General features: G+C 72.0%; 18 protein-coding genes and 1 tRNA gene. 10 read left to right on the top strand and 9 right to left on the bottom strand.

The window, feature by feature from the left end:
• Window positions 1–194: 194 nt before the first annotated feature.
• Window positions 195–267: transfer RNA gene (locus ABD120_RS16735), tRNA-Asn, on the bottom strand.
• Between the two features lie 120 nt (window positions 268–387).
• Here ABD120_RS16735 and ABD120_RS16730 point away from each other — a divergent pair.
• Window positions 388–675, top strand: a complete 288-nt coding sequence (locus ABD120_RS16730; protein ID WP_343950815.1) for a YtxH domain-containing protein — start codon at window positions 388–390, stop codon at window positions 673–675.
• A gap of 2 nt (window positions 676–677) precedes the next feature.
• Here the strand turns inward: ABD120_RS16730 and ABD120_RS16725 are convergent, their stop codons facing one another.
• The 3 genes from ABD120_RS16725 to ABD120_RS16715 all read right to left on the bottom strand — a co-directional run bounded on the left by ABD120_RS16725 (window position 678) and on the right by ABD120_RS16715 (window position 2,757).
• Window positions 678–1,151 (bottom strand): hypothetical protein, encoded by a 474-nt coding sequence (locus ABD120_RS16725; protein WP_343950814.1) that lies wholly within the window; start codon window positions 1,149–1,151, stop codon window positions 678–680.
• Window positions 1,148–2,425: an amylo-alpha-1,6-glucosidase gene (locus ABD120_RS16720; protein WP_343950813.1), complete on the bottom strand. Its 1,278-nt coding sequence runs from the start codon at window positions 2,423–2,425 to the stop codon at window positions 1,148–1,150. Before ABD120_RS16720 ends, ABD120_RS16725 begins: the two co-directional genes overlap by 4 nt.
• 164 nt (window positions 2,426–2,589) lie before the next feature.
• The gene (locus tag ABD120_RS16715; RefSeq protein WP_343950812.1) at window positions 2,590–2,757 is read right to left on the bottom strand and encodes a hypothetical protein; all 168 of its coding nucleotides are present in this window, start codon (window positions 2,755–2,757) and stop codon (window positions 2,590–2,592) included.
• A 120-nt stretch (window positions 2,758–2,877) separates the two neighbouring features.
• Here ABD120_RS16715 and ABD120_RS16710 point away from each other — a divergent pair, with 120 nt between their 5' ends.
• Genes ABD120_RS16710 through ABD120_RS16680 form a run of 7 tightly spaced genes read left to right on the top strand, consistent with a single transcriptional unit; the run spans window position 2,878 to window position 11,111 of the window.
• Window positions 2,878–4,050 carry a hypothetical protein gene (locus ABD120_RS16710; protein WP_343950811.1) on the top strand — a complete coding sequence of 391 codons (1,173 nt, stop codon included), beginning with the start codon at window positions 2,878–2,880 and terminating at the stop codon, window positions 4,048–4,050.
• A complete protein-coding gene (locus ABD120_RS16705) occupies window positions 4,047–6,209 on the top strand; it encodes a tetratricopeptide repeat protein (protein ID WP_343950810.1) in 2,163 nt (720 codons plus the stop codon). The genes ABD120_RS16710 and ABD120_RS16705 overlap by 4 nt, the downstream gene beginning before the upstream one ends.
• Entirely contained in the window at window positions 6,206–7,033 is an 828-nt protein-coding gene (locus ABD120_RS16700) for a PP2C family protein-serine/threonine phosphatase (RefSeq protein ID WP_343950809.1), read from the top strand. Before ABD120_RS16705 ends, ABD120_RS16700 begins: the two co-directional genes overlap by 4 nt.
• Window positions 7,026–8,303 (top strand): VWA domain-containing protein, encoded by a 1,278-nt coding sequence (locus tag ABD120_RS16695; protein ID WP_343950808.1) that lies wholly within the window; start codon window positions 7,026–7,028, stop codon window positions 8,301–8,303. The genes ABD120_RS16700 and ABD120_RS16695 overlap by 8 nt, the downstream gene beginning before the upstream one ends.
• Entirely contained in the window at window positions 8,303–8,956 is a 654-nt protein-coding gene (locus ABD120_RS16690; RefSeq protein WP_343950807.1) for an FHA domain-containing protein, read from the top strand. The genes ABD120_RS16695 and ABD120_RS16690 overlap by 1 nt, the downstream gene beginning before the upstream one ends.
• Window positions 8,953–10,296 carry a hypothetical protein gene (locus ABD120_RS16685; protein ID WP_343950806.1) on the top strand — a complete coding sequence of 448 codons (1,344 nt, stop codon included), beginning with the start codon at window positions 8,953–8,955 and terminating at the stop codon, window positions 10,294–10,296. Before ABD120_RS16690 ends, ABD120_RS16685 begins: the two co-directional genes overlap by 4 nt.
• Window positions 10,293–11,111, top strand: a complete 819-nt coding sequence (locus ABD120_RS16680; protein WP_343950805.1) for a transporter substrate-binding domain-containing protein — start codon at window positions 10,293–10,295, stop codon at window positions 11,109–11,111. The genes ABD120_RS16685 and ABD120_RS16680 overlap by 4 nt, the downstream gene beginning before the upstream one ends.
• 45 nt (window positions 11,112–11,156) lie before the next feature.
• On the opposite strand, the gene rpoD is transcribed toward ABD120_RS16680, so the two are convergent.
• A complete protein-coding gene (gene rpoD, locus ABD120_RS16675; RefSeq protein ID WP_425563980.1) occupies window positions 11,157–12,260 on the bottom strand; it encodes an RNA polymerase sigma factor RpoD in 1,104 nt (367 codons plus the stop codon).
• Window positions 12,261–12,942: 682 nt separating this feature from the next.
• The gene (gene dnaG / locus ABD120_RS16670) at window positions 12,943–14,784 is read right to left on the bottom strand and encodes a DNA primase (RefSeq protein ID WP_343950804.1); all 1,842 of its coding nucleotides are present in this window, start codon (window positions 14,782–14,784) and stop codon (window positions 12,943–12,945) included.
• Between the two features lie 220 nt (window positions 14,785–15,004).
• On the opposite strand from dnaG, the gene ABD120_RS16665 reads away from it, so the two are divergent.
• On the top strand, window positions 15,005–15,850 hold the full coding sequence (locus ABD120_RS16665; protein WP_343950803.1) for a M23 family metallopeptidase: 846 nt from the start codon (window positions 15,005–15,007) through the stop codon (window positions 15,848–15,850).
• On the opposite strand, the gene ABD120_RS16660 is transcribed toward ABD120_RS16665, so the two are convergent.
• From ABD120_RS16660 to ppdK, 3 genes are all read right to left on the bottom strand, one after another.
• Entirely contained in the window at window positions 15,810–16,973 is a 1,164-nt protein-coding gene (locus ABD120_RS16660; RefSeq protein WP_343950802.1) for an NAD(P)/FAD-dependent oxidoreductase, read from the bottom strand. The genes ABD120_RS16665 and ABD120_RS16660 overlap by 41 nt on opposite strands.
• A 29-nt stretch (window positions 16,974–17,002) precedes the next feature.
• Window positions 17,003–18,220 (bottom strand): deoxyguanosinetriphosphate triphosphohydrolase, encoded by a 1,218-nt coding sequence (locus tag ABD120_RS16655; protein ID WP_343950801.1) that lies wholly within the window; start codon window positions 18,218–18,220, stop codon window positions 17,003–17,005.
• A 111-nt stretch (window positions 18,221–18,331) separates the two neighbouring features.
• Entirely contained in the window at window positions 18,332–20,962 is a 2,631-nt protein-coding gene (gene ppdK, locus ABD120_RS16650; RefSeq protein ID WP_343950800.1) for a pyruvate, phosphate dikinase, read from the bottom strand.
• Between the two features lie 228 nt (window positions 20,963–21,190).
• Between ppdK and ABD120_RS16645 the strand changes: the two genes are divergently transcribed.
• Complete coding sequence (locus tag ABD120_RS16645) at window positions 21,191–22,384, top strand: cytochrome b N-terminal domain-containing protein (protein WP_343950799.1); 1,194 nt, start codon at window positions 21,191–21,193, stop codon at window positions 22,382–22,384.
• Window positions 22,385–22,573 lie beyond the last annotated feature (189 nt).

The raw sequence follows: 22,573 nt of genomic DNA, 5'->3' as shown, positions 1-22,573 counted from the left end.
TTTCACCGTCGAACACGGATTTGTCCCGCAAAATCGAAAACACAGTGACCTTGCAGCCACAAAGGGTGACCGAGGGGGCTTGCCGGAAGACCTGAGAAGAACCGGCGCTGACGACGCTCGGCCCGGGTGGCCGCGGTGGCCCTGTCGGCGCATGCGAAAAGGGCCCCTCGACTGAGGGGCCCTTTGTCGTGACGCTCCCGCGATAGGACTCGAACCTATAACCTGCCGGTTAACAGCCGGCTGCTCTGCCGGTTGAGCTACACGGGATCGATCTCGGCGCCGGGTCTTCGAGGCTTTGGCCTGTCCGTTCGGCGCATGAATAGATTAGCGCACTCCCGGAGTGCGTGTCGCATCCTTAGCGGGTAGGCCCGACTGCGGAGGTGGAAGATGCGGTACCGGATGACGTTCGTCGCCGGGCTGGCCGTCGGCTACGTGCTGGGCAGCCGTGCGGGGCGCGAACGCTACGAACAGATCAAGCGAGCCGCCCGGCGGGTGGCCGACAACCCGACGGTCCAGGGGGCGGCCGGGCTGGTGGGCGCGCAGGTCACGAAGGCGGCCGACGTCGCCAAGGACAAGGTGCGCGAACGGGTGCCGTTCCTGGCGTCGCGCGACGGCACCGGCACCGGCTGGCCGGAGGAGGAACGCAAACCCGAGGAGAGCGGCCTGCCGTACTGACGCTAGACGCCCATGCTCCGCCGCAGCCCCTCCAGCGCCTGCTCGGCCTGGGCCCGTACACCGGGGTCGTCGGGGTCGAGACCCTCGTCGAAGACGAGGGTCCATTCCTTGACCTCGCCGCCGGGGCGGCGGCGGGCGACCAGCCGTACTCCCCCTCGGCCGGGCAGCATGACGTGCTTGTTGACGACGATGGTCGCGTTGACGCGCTCGCGCAGCGTCTCCGGCACCCGGCGCGGCTCCGTGACGGGCACGCGGTGCTCGGCGCCGGCGATCAGCGCCACTTTCAGCCCGCTCTCGTCCCAGGAGGCCCGGTCGACCTCCTCGTACGGCACCCGCACCCCGTCGGGCAGGTACAGCGCGAGGTTCGTGGCCACCAGGTAGCCCTCGCCGGAGGAGGCGAAGGCGAGCACCCGTTCGCCCGGCTCGGTGGCCAGGGCCTTGCGGACGTCGGCGGGCAGGCGGCGCAGGATGTTCATCCCTCCACGCTATCGGCGAGCAGGTCCAGGGTGAGCGCCGCACTCCAGGAGAAGTCCCGGCACCCTCGGCCGCTGCCGTCGAACGGGTCGAAGCACTCGCGGAATCCGGCCTGCCTGACCAGTCGCAGGGTGCCCGCCGAGAGCTGGCGGCCCAAGTGGTCGAGGGAGTGGACGGCGGCGGCCCGGCGCAGCAGCCAGTTGGTGTTGACCCAGGAGGGGCCGCGCCAGTACCTCGTGCGGTCGAACTGGGCGGCGCGGATCTCACAGCTCGGCACCGGGTAGCCGGTCGCGCCCATGAACCGGGCCGACTCCAGGACCTCCAGCAGGCCGCGCAGTTGTGCGGCGGGCAGGCCGGGGTCGAGCATGGGCCCGAACGCGCCGACGGTGCAGACCCGCACCAGCCGGCCGGAACGCAGGTCGCGGGGGTAGAAGCAGCCGTCCCACAGGCGTTCGACGAGCGCGCTCCTGATGCGGGCCGCCTGCTCGGCGTGGGGTGCGGCGTCGGCGCCCGCGACCGGCGCGAGTTCGGCCAGGGCCTCGCAGGAGGCCAGCCACACGCCGTTGAACAGCGGGTCCTCGACGGCGAACGGGTGCTCGTCGCGAAGGTAGCCGGCGCGGTAGCCGGCGTCGCGGTAGCGCAGCGCCAGCCAGACGTAGCGGTCCTGGTCGCTGTCGAGGCGTCGCTCGGCGAGGCGCGGGCCTCGGTGGCCGTACCCGATCTCGGGCAGGGCGGCGAGCGCGGCGTCCCAGGCGGGGCTGTCGTCCATGCCGGACTCCCACGGGTGCACGATCGCGGCGAGCCCGGAACCGCCGAGGTCGCGGGCGGTGGCGAGGTAGGCGTGCTGGGCGGCCAGGGCCGGGTAGAGGCGTCGGACGACGGCGGCGTCGCCGGTGTGCCGCCACAGCCACCACACGGCGAGCGCGTGCAGCGGCGGGGTGGTGAGCCCGGAGGTGAGCACCGAGGCGGGGGCGGCGGGGTGGTCGTGCGAGCACCAGACGGCGGGGCCGGGAAAGTACGCCTCGGGGGTGCGGAAGACGATGTGGGGCACCATGCCGGTGGCCCACTGGCCGCTGAGGAGCGCGGCGAGCTCGGCCTGCGCGCGGTCGGGGCGGTGGCGGGCCAGGCCGATGGAGACGAAGGCGGAGTCCCAGCTCCACTGGTGGGGGTACAGGCCGGGGGCGGGCACGGTGGCGGTCCCCGTCCAGTTCGCGTCGAGCACGGCCATGGCCTCACGCCCGAGCGCGGCGTCGTCGACCGCGGGCCGCGCTTCCATCAACCCACTATGCGCTCCTTCGGAGCGCTAGGACAGACCCCATTACGGCCCTCATCACGGCAAGGCCCCGCCCACCCCGCCCCGCGCACCCCTGCTGAGGGGCGCCGCCCCACGGGCGCGCGGGCGGGGCACCGCGACGACGCGGCCGTTGCGCCCGACCGGCGCTACCCGTGCCGCGTGCCGTCGAGCACCCGCTTGACGACGACGACGCCGAGAACCACGAGCCCCGCGACGAGCGCCCACTTGATCAGTGTGAAGATCAGCCCGACGAGCGGGCCCAGCAGGATGAAGGCCGCGATGATCGCGGCGATGACCAGCAGAATTCGTCCCATGCCCAAGACGTTACGAGCAGATTCAAGCCAAATGCAGGCGCCACAGGGTTGAATCAGGGACAAGTCAGGGTCCCCCCCCTACCTGGTCCGAACGGAAGCGTGATGAGTCTGGGCCCACCCATGAGCACCGAGGGCGCCGAGCACGAACTGGCCGCCCGCCGCCAGGAGCGCGACCGGATCTCGGCCGACCTGCTCGACCTGGACACGCACACCACGTTCCAACTGCTCAAGGGCGCGTCGCTGCGCGGCGCGACCGAGCGCGCGTGGAACGACGCGCGGCAGGCGGCGGCCCGGATGTGGGCGCTGTTCGACCGGTACGCCGCGGTGCTGGACGAGGCCGAGGCGGTCAGGGCGCGCCGCAGGACGCCGGGCATGGCCGAGCTGAGCGAGCTGACCCGGCTGCTGGGCGGGCCGAGCGTGGTGCTGGAGAGCGCGCGCCGGCCGCTGGAGCAGCGCGCCCTGGGTGAGGCGGACGAGGCCGAGACGCTGACGCTGGACCAGGCCGTGGCGCGCATGGACATCGCGTTCGGGGTGGTCACGGCGGCGATGCAGGCGGTCGACTCGATCTGGAACCCGGTACTCCCGAGGTTGCGGCAGGCGGAGGGCGATCTGCGGGCCGTGGCCGAGCTGCAACGCGAACTCGGCGAGAGCCTGCGGCCGGGCGCCGTCGAGGGCGATCTCGCACGCCTGCGGGCCAACGTCGTCGAGGACCCGATCGGCACCGCGCCGCACACGGCCGAACTCGACCGGGTGGGCGAACTGGTCGCGGCCGCCCGCGCCGACCTGGAACGGGCGCTGGCCGCCCGGCGGGGCTACCCGGAGCGGCGCGAGCGGCTGCTGGCCGCCATCGAGGACGTCAGGCACGCGGAGGCGCAGGCCCGGCTGGCCTACGGCCGGGTGGTCGTGAAGATCGCCCTGCCGCCGTCGGCGGCGCCGCGTGAGCGGAGCGCGGAACTGGCCGCCCGGCTGAGCGGCCTCGACGCCTCCGGCGAGGGCTGGCTGTCCAGGCAGCGGACGCTGGCCGCGCTCGAAGGCGACAGCACTCGGGCCGCCGAGCAGGCAAGGGCCGCCGCCACGGCGCTGCTCGGCCTGGTGGCCCGCCGCGACGAGTTACGGGGGCGGCTGCTGGCCGTACAGGCCAAGGCCGAGCGCACCGGCCGCGCCGAGGACGAGCGCGCCTGCGCCCTGCACGAGCGGGCGCGGGCGCTGCTGTGGAGCGCGCCCTGCGACCTGCGCGAGGCGGCGGCGGCCGTTGAGCGGTACCAGCACGCCATCACCGGAGGGGGCCGATGACCGCCTGCGCGCAGCCCGGCTGCACGGGCACGATCGACGAGGGCTACTGCGACCTGTGCGGGCACGCGGCGGACCCCGTCGCGGCCCAGCCGCAGACGTCCGCGATGAGCGCCCCGCTGAGCGGTCCGCTCAGCGGGCCCGTGAGCGGACCGCTCAGCGGACCCGTCAGCGGGCCCCTGAGCAGGCCGACCGGCGGGCGGCTGGCCGACTCGCTGGAGAACCTGCCGCCCGCCCCCTACGTCGAACCGGACGACGTGATCCTCTCGGATCCCCAGGTGCCCGAGGACAAGCGCTTCTGCACCGGCTGCGGCAAGCCGGTGGGGCGCAGCCGGGACGGCCGCCCGGGGCGTACGGACGGGTTCTGCCCGCACTGCCGTACCGCCTTCTCCTTCAGCCCGAAGCTCCGGCCCGGCGACCTGGTCGCCGGGCAGTACCGGGTACGGGGGGCGATCGCGCACGGCGGCCTCGGCTGGATCTACCTGGCCGGGGACGAGAACCTCGACGGCCGCATCGTGGTGCTCAAGGGCCTGCTCAACACCTCCGACCCGGAGGCGCTGGCGGCGGCGGAGGCCGAGCGGCGCTTCCTGACCTCCGTCGACCACCCCAACATCGTGGACATCCACACCTTCCAGCGGCACGACGGGCACGGCTACATCGTCATGGAGTACGTCGGCGGCCAGTCGCTGCTCCAGTTGCGCCGCCAGGGCACGCTGCCGCTGCGCGAGGCGCTGCAGTACGGCAGGGAGATCCTGCGCGCGTTCGGCTACCTGCACGAGCAGGGGCTCGTCTACTGCGACCTGAAGCCCGCCAACGTGATCCGGGTGGGCAGACGACTCAAGATCATCGACCTGGGGGCGGTCCAGCGGCTGGGCTCGCCGCCGGGGACGAGCTGGGTGACGGTCGGCTACCACGCGCCCGAGCTGGACCGGCTGCCCTCCTCCGTCACCTCCGACCTGTACACGGTGGCGCGCACGCTCGCGGTGCTGGCGGTGCCCGGATTCAGCCCGGCCAGGAGCGGCAAGGAGAACCCGCTGCCCGACGACTGCGGGCACGAGTCGTTCGCCCGGCTGCTGCGCCGGGCCACCGCCCGCGAGCCCGGCGAGCGCTTCCAGAGCGCCTGGGAGATGGAGGAGCAGCTCGTCGGGGTGCTGCGGGAGATCACCGCCGCCGAGGAGAACGTCCCCTATCCGGCGCAGTCCGGGCTGTTCGGGCCCGAACGGCTGGCGGCCGGCGCCGCCCTCGCGCCGGAGGGCCAGGGCGTCCTGCCCGGCCTCGACCCCCTGCGTACGGCCCGCGCCGTACCGGTGCCGCTGGTGCGCGCCGACGACCCGGCGGCGGGCGCGCTGGCCAGCCTGGTCGGCAGGGATCCCGCCGCGCTCGTCGCGAACGTGGAGGCGATGCCGAGGACGCCGGAGACGGCCCTCGCCAAGATCAGGCTGCTGGCCGAGCAGGGCGGCGACTCCTTCGCGGCCGCCTCCGCCGAACTCACCCAGGCCGCCGCGACCCAGCCCGGCGACTGGCGGCTGACCTGGTACGACGGCGTCAACAATCTGGCGGCGGGAAACGCGCGGGCGGCCGTGAAGGCGTTCGACGCCTGTGTGTCGCTGCTGCCCGGTGAGTCCGCGCCCAAGCTGGCTCTGGCCTTCGCCCTAGAAGCCTCGGGTGAGGACCCCTCGCCCTGGTATCGGCTCGTGTGGCGGACCGACCGCTCCCACGTCGGCGCCGCCTTCGGCCTGGCCAGGACGCTGCTCGGGCGCGACGACCCGCAGGGCGCGATCGACGTGCTCGACCAGGTGCCGCGCAGTTCGAGCCACCGCGACGCGGCCCAGCTCGCCTGCGTGGCGATCCGGGCCAGGCGCCTCGATTCCGGCCCGGACGAGCTGCTGGGGGCGGCCGACCGGCTCGTCGAGCTGACCGAACTCGACCGCCGCCGCCACGACCGCATGACCGCCGAGGTGATGCGCGCCGGGCTCACCTGCCTGGAGCGCGTCGCGCCGCTCGCGGGCAGCACGCTGGCCGGGGCCGACTTCACCGAGCCGGGCCTGCGCACCGCCCTCGAAGCCCTCTACCGGCGCCTGGCCGCCTCCGCCGGCACCCGTGAGGAACGCCACGAACTGGTCGATCTGGCCAACGCCGTACGCCCGAGGAGCTGGATTTGAGCCGCTGCCCTCTGTGCGAGACCCCGGTCCTGCCCGAGGACGCCTTCTGCGAGGCGTGCGGGCACCCGCTCGGCTCGCCCGCCTGCACTTCCTGCGACGCGCCGGCCGTGGACGCCGAAGGCTACTGCGAGCGCTGCGGCCTGCGCCAGCCCACCCACCGCGACCACCAGGAGATCCACCTGGACGGCGGCGCGGCCGGCGTGAGCGACAGAGGGCTGCGGCGGGCCCGCAACGAGGACGCCATGGCGCTACTGGAGACCGGCGGCACCACCGTCGCCGTGGTGTGCGACGGCGTCGCCTCCTCGCCCCGCGCCGACGAGGCGGCCGAGGCCGCGGTGCGGACGGCCGCCGCCGCCCTCGCCGGAGGACGCTCCTCGCAGGAGGCCGTCAAGCTGGCGCAGGCGGCCGTCGCCGGGCTGACCGCCGACCCCTCGGACGCGCCCGCCTGCACGTACGTCTCGGCCGTCGTCGGCGGCGGGCGCGTCACCCTCGCCTGGGCCGGTGACAGCAGGGCGTACTGGCTGCCCGGCTGGGTGCGGCTGACCGAGGACGACGCCGTGCCCACCGGTCAGCTCACCGCCTGGCTCGGCGCCGACGCGGGAACCGTCGAGCCGCACGTGCGCTCCTTCGCCCCCAGCGCGCCCGGCCTGCTGTGCGTGTGCACAGACGGCCTCTACCGCTACCTCGCGGGCCATGTGCCGGACGGCGGGCAGCCGCGCGAGCTGGCCCGCGACCTGCTCAGGCACGCCCTCGACGCGGGTGGCCGGGACAACGTGACGCTCGTCCTGATCCCCGTGAGCCCGCAAGGAGACCCCCATGGCTGACTTCATAGTGCACATCGACCAGAACAAGTACCTCTCGACCGACGGCCGCGAGGTGCACGCCGTCCTCACGGTGTCCTCGACCGGCACGGTCACCGCCGAGGCGGCCCGCGCGGAGGCCGCCGAGATCATCATCGTGGACGTGTCCGGCTCGATGGGCGGGAGCAAGATCCGCGAGGCGCGAGCGGCCGCCTCGGCCGCCGTGGACGCCCTGCGGGACGGCGCGCACTTCGCGGTCATCGCCGGGAACCAGGACGCCGTCGTCGTCTACCCCAGGGGCGAGCGGCTGGCCACGTCCGACCCCCGCACCAGGAAGGAGGCGAAGGAGGCCGTCAAGCGGCTGTCGGCGGGCGGCGGCACCAACATGGGCGTCTGGCTGGGCCTGGCCGAGAAGGTCTTCCGGCAGCGGCCGGAGGCCATCAAGCACGCCATCCTCATGACCGACGGGCAGAACAACGAGACCGACCGCGCCTTCGACAGGGCGCTGAAGGCGTGCGAGGGCGCGTTCGTCTGCGACAGCCTCGGCGTCGGCGACGACTGGGTGCCGGCCCAGCTCCGCAAGGTGGCGGAGGCGCTGCTCGGCACCTTCGACTTCGTGCGGGACCAGGCCGACCTGTCCGCCTACTTCCGCGACCTGACCCAGCAGTCCATGGGCAAGACCGTCGCCGAGTTGTCGCTGCGGGTGTGGGCGCCGCAGAGCGGGCGGGTGCGCTTCGTCAAGCAGGTCTCCCCCGTCCTCATGGACCTCACCGGCAAGCGGACCGACGTCAACCCGCTGACCGGCGACTACCCGACCGGCTCGTGGGGCACCGAGGAGCGCGAGTACCACGTGTGCGTCGAACTCGACCGGCCCGGCCAGGTCGGGCAGGAGATCCGCGCCGGATGGGTGAAGCTGGTACGGCCCGACACCCAGGAGGTCTTCGCCACCGGCAACGTGCTGGCCCAGTGGACCGACGACCTGGCGATGTCCACCCGGCTGAACCAGAAGGTCGCCCACTACACCGGCCAGGCCGAACTGCACGAGCTCATCCAGGAGGGGCTCGGCGCGCGGGCGGCGGGGGACGACGCGACCGCCACCGCCCGCCTGGCCAAGGCCATGGAGATCGCCGTCGAGTCCGGGCGCGAGGACACCGCCCGGCTGCTCGACAAGGTCGTCGAGATCGACTCCGGCGGCACCGCGCGACTGCGGCGCGGCGTCGACAAGGCCGACGAGATCGAACTCGACACCGGTTCCGTGCGCACCAGCAGGCTGCGCGGAAGCGAGGAGGGCTGATGGCGACCTGCCCTGACGGGCATCCGTCGACCGACGACGAGTACTGCGACACCTGCGGCCTGCCCATCGGCGCCGCCGTCGCCACCCCCGCGAGCCCGCAACCGGGCCCCGCGCCCGTTGCTGGTTCTGTTTCTGGGCCCGCCGAGTCGTGTCCGATCTGCCAGGCGCCCCGGGCGGGGCAGTTCTGCGAGGACTGCGGGCACGACTACTCAGGCAGCGCGCCGCTCCCGCCAGCCGGGCTCGTCCCCGCCCGCTGGGAGGCCGTGGCGGGCGCCGACCGCGCCCACTTCGACCGGGTCGTCGCCGAAGGCGGGCCGGACGCGGCCGGGCTGGTGTTCCCGCCGTACTGTCCCGAGCGCTCGTTCGCGCTGTCCGGCGACCAGGTGCGCATCGGCAGGCACAGCCGTACACGCGACAGCGCCCCCGAGATCGACCTGAGCGGACCGCCGCAGGATCCGGGGGTCTCCCACCTGCACGCGGTGCTCCTGGCGCGGGCCGACGGCGGCTGGAATCTCGTCGATCCGGGCTCGGCCAACGGCACCCTCGTCAACGACCGGGTGGTCAAGGTCAACGTGCCGGTGGCCGTACGGGCAGGGGACCGGATCCACGTCGGCGCCTGGACCGTGATCACCCTCCGGGAGAGCCTGCCATGACCGTGGTCCAGCAGCACCCCGCCGCTTCCCCCACGCGGGTGAACGTGCCCCGGCGCCTCACCCGCATGACCGGCCTCACGCTGGCGTCGCTGCTCGTGCTGTTCGGGCTCGTCGGCGCCGCCGGGCTGGTCGCGGGCGACGGCATGCGCGTCGTCGGCCGCGACGCCGGCCCCCAGGTCCTCGCGACCGCCGGCCTCTACCACGGGCTCAGCGACATGGACGCCCAGGTCGCCGACGTCCTGCTCATGGGCAGGGAGTACGGCGACCGCCGCGCCGCCGCGCTGGCCCGTTACGAGCAGCGCCGCGCCGAGGCCAACCAGGCACTGCTGAAGGCGTTCGAGCTCACCGGGGACGACCCGGCGGAGCGGGTGACCATCCAGTCCGTGCTCGACGGCCTCGGCCGCTACGAGTGGCTGGCGGGCCGGGCCATGCTGCTCGACACCCAGGCCGCGCACGCGGCGGGGCCGCCTCCGGAGACGGTGCTCAAGGTCTACCGGCAGGCCACCGACCTGATGCGGCTGGAGCTGATGCCGAAGGCGTACAACCTGACGCTGGAGAGCGGCACCATCGTGCGCCGCACCCACGACGAGACCGGGTTCACCGTACGGCTGCTGCGCGACGGGGTGCTCGCCGCGGGCGGGCTCGCGCTCGTCGTGCTCGCGGCGCTCCAGGTGACGCTGTCCCGGCGCTTCCGCAGGACGCTGTCGCCGCCGCTGCTGACCGCCACCGCCCTCACGCTCGCCCTCCTGATCGCCGGGGTGTCGGCGCTGGCCGGCCACTCGGCCGCCATGGACGAGGCCAAGCAGGGCGGGTTCGACGCCATGCTCACCCTGTCGCGGGCGCGGGCCGTCGCCGGCAGCCTGCACGCCGACCAGGCCAGATACCTCCTCGACCCGGACCGGGCCGACACCTACGAGCACGCCTTCCTGGACAAGTCGCAGTCCCTCGTCTACACCGAGGGCGGCAACGTCGAGGCGTACCACGCCACGCTCGCGCGGGCCAAGGGTCCCGTCCGGCTCGGCATGCTGCGCGGCCGGGCCGAGATCATGAAGAGCTACCGGCGACTGCACGCCACCGACGGGCGGATGCGCGCCGAGCACACCTCCGGTCGCCGCGCGGCCGCCGTCGCCACCAAGCTCGGGCCGCTGGCCGAGGACTACGCCGCCCTCGACACCGTCCTCGCCCAGCGTGGCACCGCCCACCGGGCGACCTTCGACCGGGCGGTGGCCTCGGGCGACGAGGCCATGGCCGGGCTGTGGCGGCTGGCGCCCTTCGGGATGGCGGCGATCGTGGCCCTGGTCGTCATCGGAGTCTGGCCACGGCTGAGGGAGTACCGATGAGACGGCTGCCGATCGCGGCGCTGACCCCGCTCACCCTGCTGGCCCTGCTCGGGCTGCTGGCGGGATGCGGTGCCACGGGCGACGGCGTCTTGTCCGCCGACACCGTCCGGGTCGCGGTCCGGGTGGACCTGCCCGGCATCGGCGCGCGCGGGCCCTCCGGCGCCGTCGAGGGCTTCGACGTGGACGTGGCCCGCTACCTCGTCGGCAAGCTCGGCAAGAAGGCGGTCTTCGTGCCGGTCACCGCGGCCGACCGCGAGAAGGTCCTCACCTCGGGGCGGGCCGACATGGTGCTGGCCACGTTCTCGATCACGCAGGACCGCAAGGAGCGGGTGCTGTTCGCCGGGCCGTACCAGCTATCGTATCAGGACATCCTGGTACGCCGGGGGGAGACCCGGATCAAGAACGTGCGCGACCTGGCCGGGCGCAGCATCTGCGAGGTGAAGGGCTCCAACGCCGGGCAGCGGGTCGTCGAGGAGCGCAAGGTGGCGGCGCGGCTGGTGCCGTTCGACAGCTACGGGCCGTGCATGGAGCGGCTGCTGTCGGGCGAGGTGGACGCGGTCACCACCAACGACGTCATCCTCGCCGGGCTCGCTGCGGAGAGTTCCGGGCTGCGGCTGGTGAACGCGCAGTTCAACGAGCAGCGCACGGGCGTCGGGATGCGGCTCGGGGACGTGGAGGGCTGCGAGGCCGTCAACCGGGCGATCACCGGCATGTACCAGGACGGCACGGCCAAGAAGCTGCTGAAGAAGTGGTTCGGCAAGACCGACCTGCCCATCTCGACGGTGTCGGTCCCGCAGTTCGAAGGCTGTTCCTGAGGCGGCGGGTGCGCCCGGGAGGGGTCGGTCCCGGGCGCGGAGCCGTCAGTCCAGGTAGTCGCGCAGCATCTGCGCCCGGGTCGGGTGGCGCAGCTTGGCCAGCGTCTTCGACTCGATCTGCCTGATGCGCTCGCGGGTCACGCCGAACTCGCGGCCGACCTCCTCCAGCGTGCGCGGATGCCCGTCGGACAGCCCGAACCGGAGCTGGATGATGCGCTGCTCACGGTCGGACAGCGTGGCGAGGATGTCGTCGAGCTGGTCCTGCAACATGATGAACGCGGCCGCCTCCATCGGCACGACCGCGTCGGCGTCCTCGATGAAGTCGCCGAGGTCGGAGTCCTCCTCGCCGATCGGCGACTGGAGCGAGACCGGCTCCTGCGCGATGCGCTGGATCTCCACCACGCGGTCGACCGGCAGGTCCATCTCCTTGGCGATCTCCTCCGGCGCGGGCTCGCGGCCGAGGTCCTGGTGGAGCTGGCGCTGCACACGCACCAGTTTGTTGATCGTCTCCACCATGTGCACCGGGATGCGGATCGTGCGCGCCTGGTCGGCTATCGCCCGCGTGATCGCCTGGCGGATCCACCAGGTGGCGTACGTCGAGAACTTGTAGCCCTTGGTGTAGTCGAACTTCTCGACCGCCCTGATCAGGCCCAGGTTGCCCTCCTGGATGAGGTCCAGGAAGAGCATGCCCCTGCCCACGTACCGCTTGGCGATCGACACCACGAGCCGCAGGTTGGCCTCGATCAGGCGCTGCTTGGCCCGAGTGCCCTGCCAGACGAGCTCGCGCAGCTCGGGGAAGGCCAGGCGGGAGACTCCGTTGCCCAGCTTGTCCTCCGCGAACAGGCCGGCTTCGATGGACTTGGCGAGCTCCACCTCCTCTTCGGCGGTCAGCAGCGGCACCCGGCCGATCTCGCGCAGGTAGATGCGGACAAGATCGCTGGTAGGGGCGCGCTTGCCTACGTCCTCTTCGTCGGCGCGAGTGGTCTCGTCGTCGCTCTGCGGCTCGAGGACCTCCACGCCGTTCTCTGCGAGCATGCGCACGACGCGTTCCAGCGCGTCGGACGGCAGCTCGGATCGGTCGAGCGCGGCGGCAACGTCATCGACGGTTACGCTTCCGCGCTCCCTTCCTTTCGCGACGAGGTCCGCCACCTGATCTACCGATGGCGGTCTGCTTGGCAGCACCGATGCACCCACGGGACACAGTCTGCAGTATTGGTCGCTTAAAATGGCAGACCCATTTTTGGCACAGAAGGTAAGGCGGGCACCCTTACCAAATTGAGATCGGTATAAGGTTTGGCCGGAGTTTGATCAGGAAAGTAAACTCAATTACGCGACCCGGTTCGGCGCGCCTGGCGGTGGACATCGCCGGGCGTCGCGTGAGAGCTGCCCGTACGGCGATTCTCCCTTGAGTAACGTCGATTCCGGAGATCGGGCGGCCACGCACGAGACGCTCGCCGGCGTGCTTAGCGGGCACGGTGTCGCGATATTACGATCTTGCCTGATTTGATGGGCGCGACGGTGAATGACACACCTCGCAATCCATCGTGGGATCCGCATTCTTCATCGGGAAAAGCGGGTATTCACCCGCCCACCCCTGCCATGACACACCCCGCTCGCATACGCCCGCACCGCCATCCGAAATCCCGACATACAACCCCTTACCAGACGCTCCACACCCCGGCCCCCAACCGCCAGAGGGGCCCTGCGACCTCGGAGACAGCCCCGGAAGATGACACGCCCCGGGGCACGATCGCCACCACGCGGGACCGGCCCGTTCCTCAGGGCGCGATCAGCCGACCCGGTAGGTCGCCGACTCCCGGACAGGGGCCGGTCAGCTGCCTGCGGCGCGTTCGCGGAGTACCCGGCGCTGTTGTTCGAGCGCCACCAGTTCGCCGAACAGCTTGTTGTACTCCTGCTGCTCCTCCACCGGGTTGAGCCGCTGGATGCGCGACTTGACCTGGGCGATCGCCCGGTCGACGGAGACCGCCTCGATGGCGGCCAGCATGGCGGCGCCGTACCGCTCCTCGACGTGCGAGTCGGCCTGGATGGCCTCCACGGCGAAGCGGGTGAGCAGCCCACGGGCGGCGTCGTCCGGCGCGTGTTCGAGCAGCCGGTCGACCCACTCGCGCCCGCCGTGACCGGCGGCGGCCACGCCGCCCGCCGCCACGATCACGCTGTGGAGCACGAGGTGGTCGGGCGAGGCGAACGCCTGGGGGTCGAGAGCGTCGAAGCGCGGGCCGAGCAGCGCGGGCCGCTGGACGGCGAGCTTGAGGAGTTCGCCCTCGACGCGCACGTTGGGGTCGATCGGCGCGGCCCGCCGCTGGCGCTGCGGACGCTGCTGCTGGGAGCCGCCGACCTCGGCGATACGCTGCATGACGAACCGCTCGTCCATGAAGCCGAGCCACCGGTCGAGGTCGATGGCGTAGCGCTTGCGCAGCCCGACGTCCTTGATTCCGGCCACGATCGGCGCGGCCGCGTCGAGTGCGGCGATCTTGCCCTCGTTGCTGCGCAGGTCGTAGCGGGCGATCGTGGAGCGGATGGCGAACTGGAACAGCGGCTCACGGCTGGCGACCAGGTCGCGCACGGCCGCGTCGCCCTGCTTGATCCGCAGGTCGCAGGGGTCGAGCCCGTCGGGCTGGATCGCGACGTACGTCTGGGTGACGAACTTCTGCTCGTCGGCGAACGCGCGCAGCGCCGCCTTCTGCCCCGCCGCGTCGCCGTCGAAGGTGAAGATCACCTCACCGGTCGCGGCCGACTGGTCGAGCAGGAAACGCCGCAGGACCTTGATGTGCTCCTCACCGAACGACGTGCCGCAGGTGGCCACGGCGGTGGGCACCCCCGCCAGGTGACAGGCCATCACGTCGGTGTAGCCCTCGACGATGACCGCCTGCGAGCGTTTGGAGATCTCCTTCTTGGCCAGGTCGATGCCGTAGAGCACCTGGGACTTCTTGTAGAGCGGCGATTCGGGGGTGTTGAGGTATTTGGGGCCGTCGTCGGCCTCGATCAGTTTGCGCGCGCCGAAGCCGATCACATCGCCGGTGGCGTCGCGGATCGGCCAGATGAGGCGGCCCCTGAACCGGTCGATCGGGCCACGCCGCCCCTCCTTGGCGAGCCCGCCCTTGACGAGTTCGGCCGCCGTGAACCCGCGCCCCAGCAGGTGCCGGGTGAGCACCTCCCACTCGTTGGGCGCGTAGCCGACGCCGAAAACCTCCGCGTCGGCCCGTTCGAAGCCGCGTTCCGACAGGAACCTGCGGCCGATGGCCGCCTCCGGCGCCAGGAGCCTGTCGCGGTAGAACTCGGCCGCCGCCCGGTGCGCCTCGACCAGCCGGGCGCGCTCGCCGTGGTCGCGCTTGGGTACGTAGCCGCCCTGCTCGTACTGCAGGGTGATGCCCGCTCGGCCGGCCAGCCGTTCGACGGCCTCGCCGAACGGCAGATGCTCGATCTTCTCGACGAAGGTGATCACGTCGCCGCCCTCGCCGCAGCCGAAGCAGAAGTACATGCCGCGCTCGGGGGTGACGTTGAAGGAGGGGGACTTCTCATCGTGGAAGGGGCACAGGCCCTTGAGGTTGCCGCCGCCGGCGTTGCGCAACTGGATGTGCTCGCCGATCACGTCGGCGATGGGGGAACGCTCGCGTACGAGCGCGATATCGACATCTCGAATCCGGCCTGCCACGTGGCCGAGTCTATTCCCGCCCTCCGACAGATTCCTCCGGTCCCGGGGAGCGAGGGATGCGGGCGGCCGACCACCCCATCCCGACATGTCCGAAATATCCGGATCTGTAGTGCTTCGTGTACGCTCCGGGAAGTCCGATCTCATTACGGGGAAATCTGTCGTACTGGGTGCCCCAGTCGGCTACAAAGGGAGCAATTGTCACTGGATACGGGTGGAGCACATGCGATCGGGGCTTTTGGGGCGATGGGCTGCGGCGGCCGCCGCTGTGACGTTGGCCGCAGGCTGTGCGCAGAGCGGCGAGACGACCCGGGCGAACACCTCTCCCACCTCGGCCGCCCCGTCCGGTGAGGGTGCGATCCCGCAGCAGGAGCAGCGCCCGAAGGGCGACGACCCGGTCAAGGTGCCGCCGCCCAAGGTGTCCAAGTACACCTACGTCTTCCCGGTGAAGGACTGCCGCACCACCTACCAGCGCAAGCTCCTGGTGCTGCCGAAGACGACGATCTGGGCCGCCAAGGGCTGCGCCTTCGTCGCCCCGATCGACGGCGTCGTGGACGAGGTCAACACCCGCAACCGGTGGCGCCCGTCCACGGACAGGGGCGCCGACCGGGAGGGCAGGTTCGTCACGATCGTCGGCGAAGACGGCGTCCGCTACCTGGGCGGCCACCTCGACTCGGTCACCGAGGGACTGGCCCCCGGCACACGGGTCAAGGCGGGCCAGGAGCTCGGCCGGGTGGGCAATTCGGGCAACGCTCGCAACACAGCGCCCAACCTGTACTTCGCCATCTCGTGGAAGACCGGCCCCGCCCACTGGTGGGTCAGGCGGGGCATGGTCAGGCCCTGGGACTACCTGGATGCCTGGTCCACGGGCAACAAGACGCTCTCGCCGCGCGATGCGACCCGCAAGCTGCGCCGCAAACTCGGCGAGACGCCGCCCTGCGCCGTCCAGTGCGCCTCGCGCAAGCCCCCGCAGGGCACCAAGGACCCGGGCAAGCGGCCGGGCAAGCGCAGCGAGCCCGGCCCGGTGCTCACCGTGGACCCGACGGTAGTTCCTTCGACTCGACCGTGACACGGGAGCGGATGAGCTCCTGGATCTCGCCGACGACGTCCCAGACGTTGACGTTCATCCCGGCGACGACGCGGCCGTCCTTGAGCCAGTAGGCGACGAACTCGAGCCCTTCGACGTCGCCCTTGTAGACGACCTCGTCGTAGCCCGCGACGTCGCCGGAGAACTCCATGCCGAGCTCGAACTGGTCGGTGTAGAAGTACGGCACCCGGTCGTAGACGACGTCCTGGCCGAGCATCGCGCGGGCGGCGGCGGGGCCGCTGTTGAGGGCGTTGGCCCAGTGCTCGACGCGCAGGTGCCTGCCGTAGAGCGGGTTGTAGATCTCGGCGACGTCCCCTGCGGCGTACACGTCGGGGTCGGAGGTGCGCAGCGAGGCGTCCGTGACGATGCCCTCGCGCACCTCCAGCCCTGCGTCGGCGGCGAGGGCGAGGTCGGGCGCGGCGCCGATGCCGACGAGGACGAGGTCGGCGGGCAGGTGCTCGCCGGTGGTGAGGCGGACGCCGTCCTCGGCGATCTCCTCGACGCCGGTGCCAAGCCGCAGGTCCACGCCGTTGCGGCGGTGGAGGCTCGCGAAGACGTCGCCGAGTTCGCGCCCGAGTGCCTTGTGGAGCGGCACGGGCTCGGGTTCGACGACGGTGACCGCGCATCCGGCCTTGACGGCGGCGGCGGCGCTCTCCAGGCCGATCCAGCCGGCGCCGACCACGACGACGCGGGCGCCCTCGCGGAACCCGGCCCGCAGCGCCTCGCTGTCCTGCACGGTCCGCAGGTAGTGAGCGGTGCCGGGCAGGCGCCGAGGGTTCGCTCCGGTCGCGATGAGCAGTTTGTCGTACGTCTGCGACCCGCCGTCCGACAGCGTGAGCGTGCGCCCGGCACGGTCGAGACCGGTGACGCGGACGCCGAGCCGCAGCGTGACGCCGTTGTCGGCGTACCACTCGGGGGGATGGACGAAGATCTTCTCTCGTTCGCTCTTGCCCTGAAGGTAGGACTTGGACAGGGGCGGACGCTCATAGGGTCGTTCGGATTCCGCGCCGATGAGGATGATCTCCCCGTCGAATCCCTCGTCGCGTAGGGTCTGCGCCGCCTTGGCCCCCGCCAAGCCGGCACCGACGATCACATAGGTGGCCATGGGGGCCAGTATCCGCCCCCCGGCGCCCCTCAGGAAAGCCGCCGGTGCCAGGCGACTGCCGACGTGTCGGTGAGGGAGGCGATCTGGTCGATGACGACCCGCACCCGGGCGGCGTCGTCGGCGGCCTTCAGGTAGGCGGGCCGGAAGGCGGGTTCGAGCGTGTCCGGGGCGCGCAGGGTGATGAGCGCGGCGAGTTCCGTGATGAGCTCGCGCTGCCTGGCCTGGTTGGCGTGGTGGTCGTCGCGGGTCATCACGTAGTGGGCGGTGACGCCCTTGAGCAGGGCGCACTCCAGGCGGGTGTCGTCGGGTACGACGAGGTCGGCGCGGTGGCGGGAGCCGTAGGCGTCGATGGTGGCGGTCTGGGCCGAACGGCAGAAGCGTCCGATGAGCCCGCTGGTGAGGGCTTTGAGCCCGGCCAGGTCGGCGAGGGTGGCGTGGAAGCGGCGCGGCCACAGCGGGTCGGCGATGAGCCGGGTGAAGACCTCTTCGAGCCGGTTCGGGTCGGCGTCCGTGGCGTACCAGGCGCGGGTGAGCTCGCAGACCTGCCTGCGCTCCTGCGGCGAGCGCAGCGCCTCGGGGGTGACGTGCCCGGCGTGCAGGGCGTCTTCGAGGTCGTGGACGGAGTAGGCGACGTCGTCCGCCCAGTCCATGATCTGCGCCTCGAAGCTGACCCGGCCCTCGGGGGCGCCGTCCCTGATCCAGGCGAAGACCGGCAGGTCGTCGTCGTACACGCCGAACTTGGGCGAGGTCCCGTAGGTCCACGGGTACTTGATGGAGGCGTCGAGGGCGGCGCGCGTGAGGTTGAGCCCGGCGCTGCCGCCGTCGTCGGTGAGGACCTTCGCCTCCAGGCGGGTCAGCAGGCGCAGGCTCTGCGCGTTGCCCTCGAACCCGCCGCAGTGCCCGGCGAGCCCGTTGAGCGCGACCTCCCCGTTGTGCCCGAACGGCGGGTGCCCCAGGTCGTGGGCGAGGCAGGCGGTCTCGACCAGGTCGGGGTCGACGCCGAGGGTCGCGCCCATCTCCCTGCCGACCTGGCCGCACTCCAGCGAGTGGGTGAGCCGGGTACGTGGGATGTGGGCTCCGGCGCCGAGGTGCTCGGCCGGGCCGACGACCTGGGTCTTGGCGGCGAGCCTGCGCAGCGCGGCGCTGTGGAGGACCCGGGCCCGGTCGCGTTCGAACGCGCTGCGTTCCGGGTTGCCGGGAGGTTCCGGTACCCAGCGTTCCAGGTCATGCTGGTCGTAGCGGGACATAAGTCCGGTGATTCTACTACCGGCACTCCCCTGCTCGTGGTGCTACGCGCCGGTCGGTCAGACCCGGGACGCGGTGGTGGCCGCATCCCGGACCAGGTCCCGGCGGGTGTGTCAGCGGGTGTCGCTGCCGCCGCCCGCCAGCGCGGCCCTACCGGCTTCGAGGCGGGCGACCGGAATGCGGAACGGCGAGCAGGAGACGTAGTCGAGCCCGCTGTCGTGGCAGAAGTGCACCGAGTCGGGGTCGCCGCCGTGCTCGCCGCAGATGCCGAGCTTGAGGCCGGGCCGGGTGGCCCGGCCCTCCTCCGCCGCCAGGCGGAGCAGGCGGCCGACGCCGTCCCTGTCGAGCGTCTCGAACGGTGAGACGCCGAAGATGCCGAGTTCGAGGTAGCGGGAGAAGAACGCGGCCTCGACGTCGTCGCGGGAGAATCCCCAGGTCATCTGGGTGAGGTCGTTGGTGCCGAAGGAGAAGAACTGCGCGGCCTCCGCGACCTGGCCGGCCGTGAGCGCGGCGCGCGGCGTCTCGATCATGGTGCCGATCAGGGCCTCGACGCCGACCTCCGCGAGGATGCGGGCGGCCTCCTCCCGGACGGCCTCCAGTTCCTGCACGGCCGCGACGAGCGGGATCATGATCTCCGGCTGGGCGCCGGGCACCTCGCGGGCCGCCTCGGCGATGGCGCGCACCTGCATGGCGAACAGGCCGGGGATGACCAGGCCGAGCCGTACGCCGCGCAGGCCGAGCATCGGGTTCTGCTCGTGCAGGCGCCGGACGGCGGCGAGCAGCACGCGGTCCTTGTCGGTGGCCTGCCCGGTGGCGGCCTTGACCGACAGGCCGACGAGGTCGGGCAGGAACTCGTGCAGGGGCGGGTCGATGAGCCGGATCGTCACCGGCCGCCCCTCCATGGCGCGGAAGATGCCGATGAAGTCGGTACGCTGCAGGGGTTCCAGCGCGTCCAGCGCCGCCTGCCGGTCCTGCGGCGAGGCCGCCAGCACCAGGTCCTCGACCAGTTGCCGCCGCTCGCCGAGGAACATGTGCTCGGTACGGCACAGCCCGATCCCCTCCGCCCCGAACCTGCGCGCCCTGGCCGCGTCCTCGGGGTTGTCGGCGTTGGCCCGCACCCGCAGCCGCCGTACCGCGTCGGCGTGCGCCATGATCCGGTCCACCGCGCGCACCAGCTCGTCGTCGGGTTCGGCGCCCTCGAAGTACTCGACCACCGCCGAGTCGACGACCGGCACCTCCCCGAGGAAGACCTCGCCGGTGCTGCCGTCGATGGAGATGACCTCGCCCTCCTCGACCTCGATGCCGCCGGGGGCGGTGAATCGGCGGCCGGAGATCGAGACGTCGAGTTCCTCCGCACCGCAGACGCAGGTCTTGCCCATGCCCCTGGCCACGACGGCGGCGTGGGAGGTCTTGCCGCCCCGGCTGGTGAGCACGCCCTGCGCGGCGATCATCCCGGACAGGTCGTCCGGGTTCGTCTCGCGGCGTACCAGGATGACCGCCTCGCCCTGCCCGGCCAGTTCGACGGCGCGCTCGGAGGTGAAGACGGCCTTGCCGACGGCGGCGCCGGGCGAGGCGTTCATGCCCTTGGCGATCCGGTGCCGCCCGCCCTCCTTGCCGAAACGGGGGAACATGAGCTGGGCGAGCTGGTCGCCGCTGACGCGGGTGACGGCCTCGTCGAGGGTGATGAGCCCCTGGTCGACGAGCTGGGTGGCGATACGGAACGCGGCGGCGGCGGTGCGCTTGCCGACGCGGGTCTGGAGCATCCAGAGGCGGCCGCGCTCGATCGTGAACTCGATGTCGCACAGGTCTCGGTAGTGGTTCTCCAGCGTCTCCATGATCGACAGCAGCTCGTCGTAGGAGCCCTTGTCGATGCCTTCGAGCTCCTGGAGCGGGACCGTGTTGCGGATCCCGGCGACGACGTCCTCGCCCTGGGCGTTCTGCAGGTAGTCGCCGTAGACGCCCTGTCTGCCGGTGCCGGGGTCGCGGGTGAAGGCGACGCCGGTGCCCGAGTCGTCGCCGAGGTTGCCGAAGACCATGGAGCAGATGTTGACGGCGGTGCCGAGGTCCGCCGGGATGCGCTCCTGGCGCCGGTACAGCACCGCGCGGGGCGCGTTCCACGAGTCGAAGACGGCGGTGATCGCCAGGCGCATCTGCTCGCGGGGATCGGCGGGGAAGTCGCTGCCGGTCTGCTCGCGCACGATGCCCTTGAAGGTCTCGACCAGCCGCTGGAGCTCGTCGGCCCGCAGGTCGGTGTCCTGGCGCTCGCCCTTGATCGCGTCGAGTGCGTGCTCGAACAGTTCGCCGTCGATGTTCTGGACGGTCCTGCCGAACATCTGGATGAGCCTGCGGTAGGAGTCCCAGGCGAAGCGCTCGTTGCCCGCCTGCTTGGCCAGGCCCCGTACGGACTCGTCGTTGAGCCCGATGTTGAGGACGGTCTCCATCATCCCCGGCATGGAGAACTTCGCCCCCGACCGCACGCTGACGAGCAGCGGGTCGTCGGCCTGCCCGAGCCGCTTGCCCATCGCGGCTTCGAGCGCGCTCAGGTGCTCGCCGATCTCTCGCTCCAGACCGTCGGGCGGGGCGCCTTCGGCGAGGTAGTGGCGGCAGGCCGCCGAGGTGATCGTGAACCCGGGAGGGACGGGCAGCCCGAGGTTGGTCATCTCGGCGAGGTTGGCGCCCTTGCCGCCGAGCAGATCCTTGAGATCCTTGTTGCCCTCGGTGAAATCGTAAACGTACTTCGCCACCACAGCTCCAATCAACGCCTCTGAAGCGGACTCTACAGGCGCAAAAGCCGACGAAACTGCACTCACCTCTTAAGTCATTATTTCTCCAGGTCAGGCACCATCAACCGGTCTAATCCACTTTAAAATCCGGCGACGCGGATTGGTTTATACCAATTGGTTTACACCAATTCTTGAGAAACCCACGGGGCGCGTGCACAATCGGGTTGACCCTCTGATCAGGAGCTGCCGATGCGCACGGCACGTCCCCCGCACTGGCCGCTCCTGCTGGGCGAGATCGCCGGATACTCCTTCGCGGCGCTGCTCGCCACCGGGGCCTTCCTCGCCGTGTTCTACGATCCGGCCGCGCCCTACCCCTCGGTCGTACGGCTCAGCCTGGAGGTGCGCGGCGGCCTGCTGGTGCGTCAGCTGCATCACTGGTCGGCCGCGCTCTTCGTGCTGGCGCTCGCGGCCCGGCTCGGCTGGGCGTTCTTCGCCGCCGCCTACCGCAGGCCGTACCTGGCCGCCTGGACGGCGGGTGTGGCGGTGCTCGCGGCGGCGCTGGCCGCGTCGTTCCTCGGCATGGCGCTGCCCGGCGACCGGCTCGGCCTGTCGGGGGCGCGCGAGGCGCACGGGACGATCACGGCGATCCCGGTGGTGGGCGCCCGGCTGGCGTACCTGCTGGCCGGGGGCGAGTTCCCCGGGGCGGTCGTGCCACGCGCGTTCACCGCCCACGTGGTGCTCGCCGCGCTGATGGCCGCACCCGTGCTGGCCCTGCGCCGAAGCGGGGCGAGCACCACTCCCGCGCCGGCCCGGCACCGGAGCGGGGCCGTCACCACGCCCATTCCGGCCCGGCACCGAGGCAAGGCGGTGACCGTACCCGTGCCGGCCCGGCACCGAGGCGGGGGGGTGCCCGTGCTCCCCCCACGCCGGGGCGGGGCGGTCACCGCGCTCTGGACGGTCGCCGTGCTCGCCGCCCTCGCCGCGTTCGTCACCGTCAACCCGGTGTGGGAGCACGGCCCCTACCGCCCCGGCGCCCCGCCGCCGTCGGCGCAGCCGTTCTGGTACTACGGGGTGCCCGAGGGGCTGATGCGGCTCGCGCCGGCCTGGGAGACGACGGTCGCGGGGGGCACGCTCAGCGTCGGGGTACTGCTGCCGCCGCTACTGCTCGGCGCCTTCTTCGCGATCCTGTTCTGCTTCCCTCTGATGGAACGTTCCCTGGATCGGGTCGCGCTCGGCTGGGCGGTGCTCACCTTCTTCGCGGTGGCCTGGTCGGCGACGTGGTTCACCACCGACCTGTCGGCCACGACTCCGCTGCCCGTCGCGGCCGGCTTCTACCCGGTCCTGCTGACGATCCTGCGGATCGCCGCTCTGGTGCTGCCGGCGGCCGTCTTCGTCGTCGCCCGCTCCCGGCGCCGCACACCCGAAGGCACCCCCGCCCACTGAGACGGGCACCGCCGCCTAGCCGGGGCGGTGAGCACGCCCGGACGCCGGGCCGGGCCGATTGCGGCCCGCCGGTCCGTGAGCCGAGGCGGGCAGCGTCCGGTGCTCGGATCGGGCCGACCGGACGGGAACGCCGCGGGGCCTCGGAATCACTCCCGAGGCCCTGCGCAGGGCTTACGACCGGCAGTGTGT

Origin of the sequence: Nonomuraea longicatena, assembly GCF_039525605.1 — a bacterium.
Taxonomy (GTDB): Bacteria; Actinomycetota; Actinomycetes; order Streptosporangiales; family Streptosporangiaceae; genus Nonomuraea; species Nonomuraea longicatena.
This window is presented reverse-complemented; position numbering and strand designations above follow the sequence as displayed.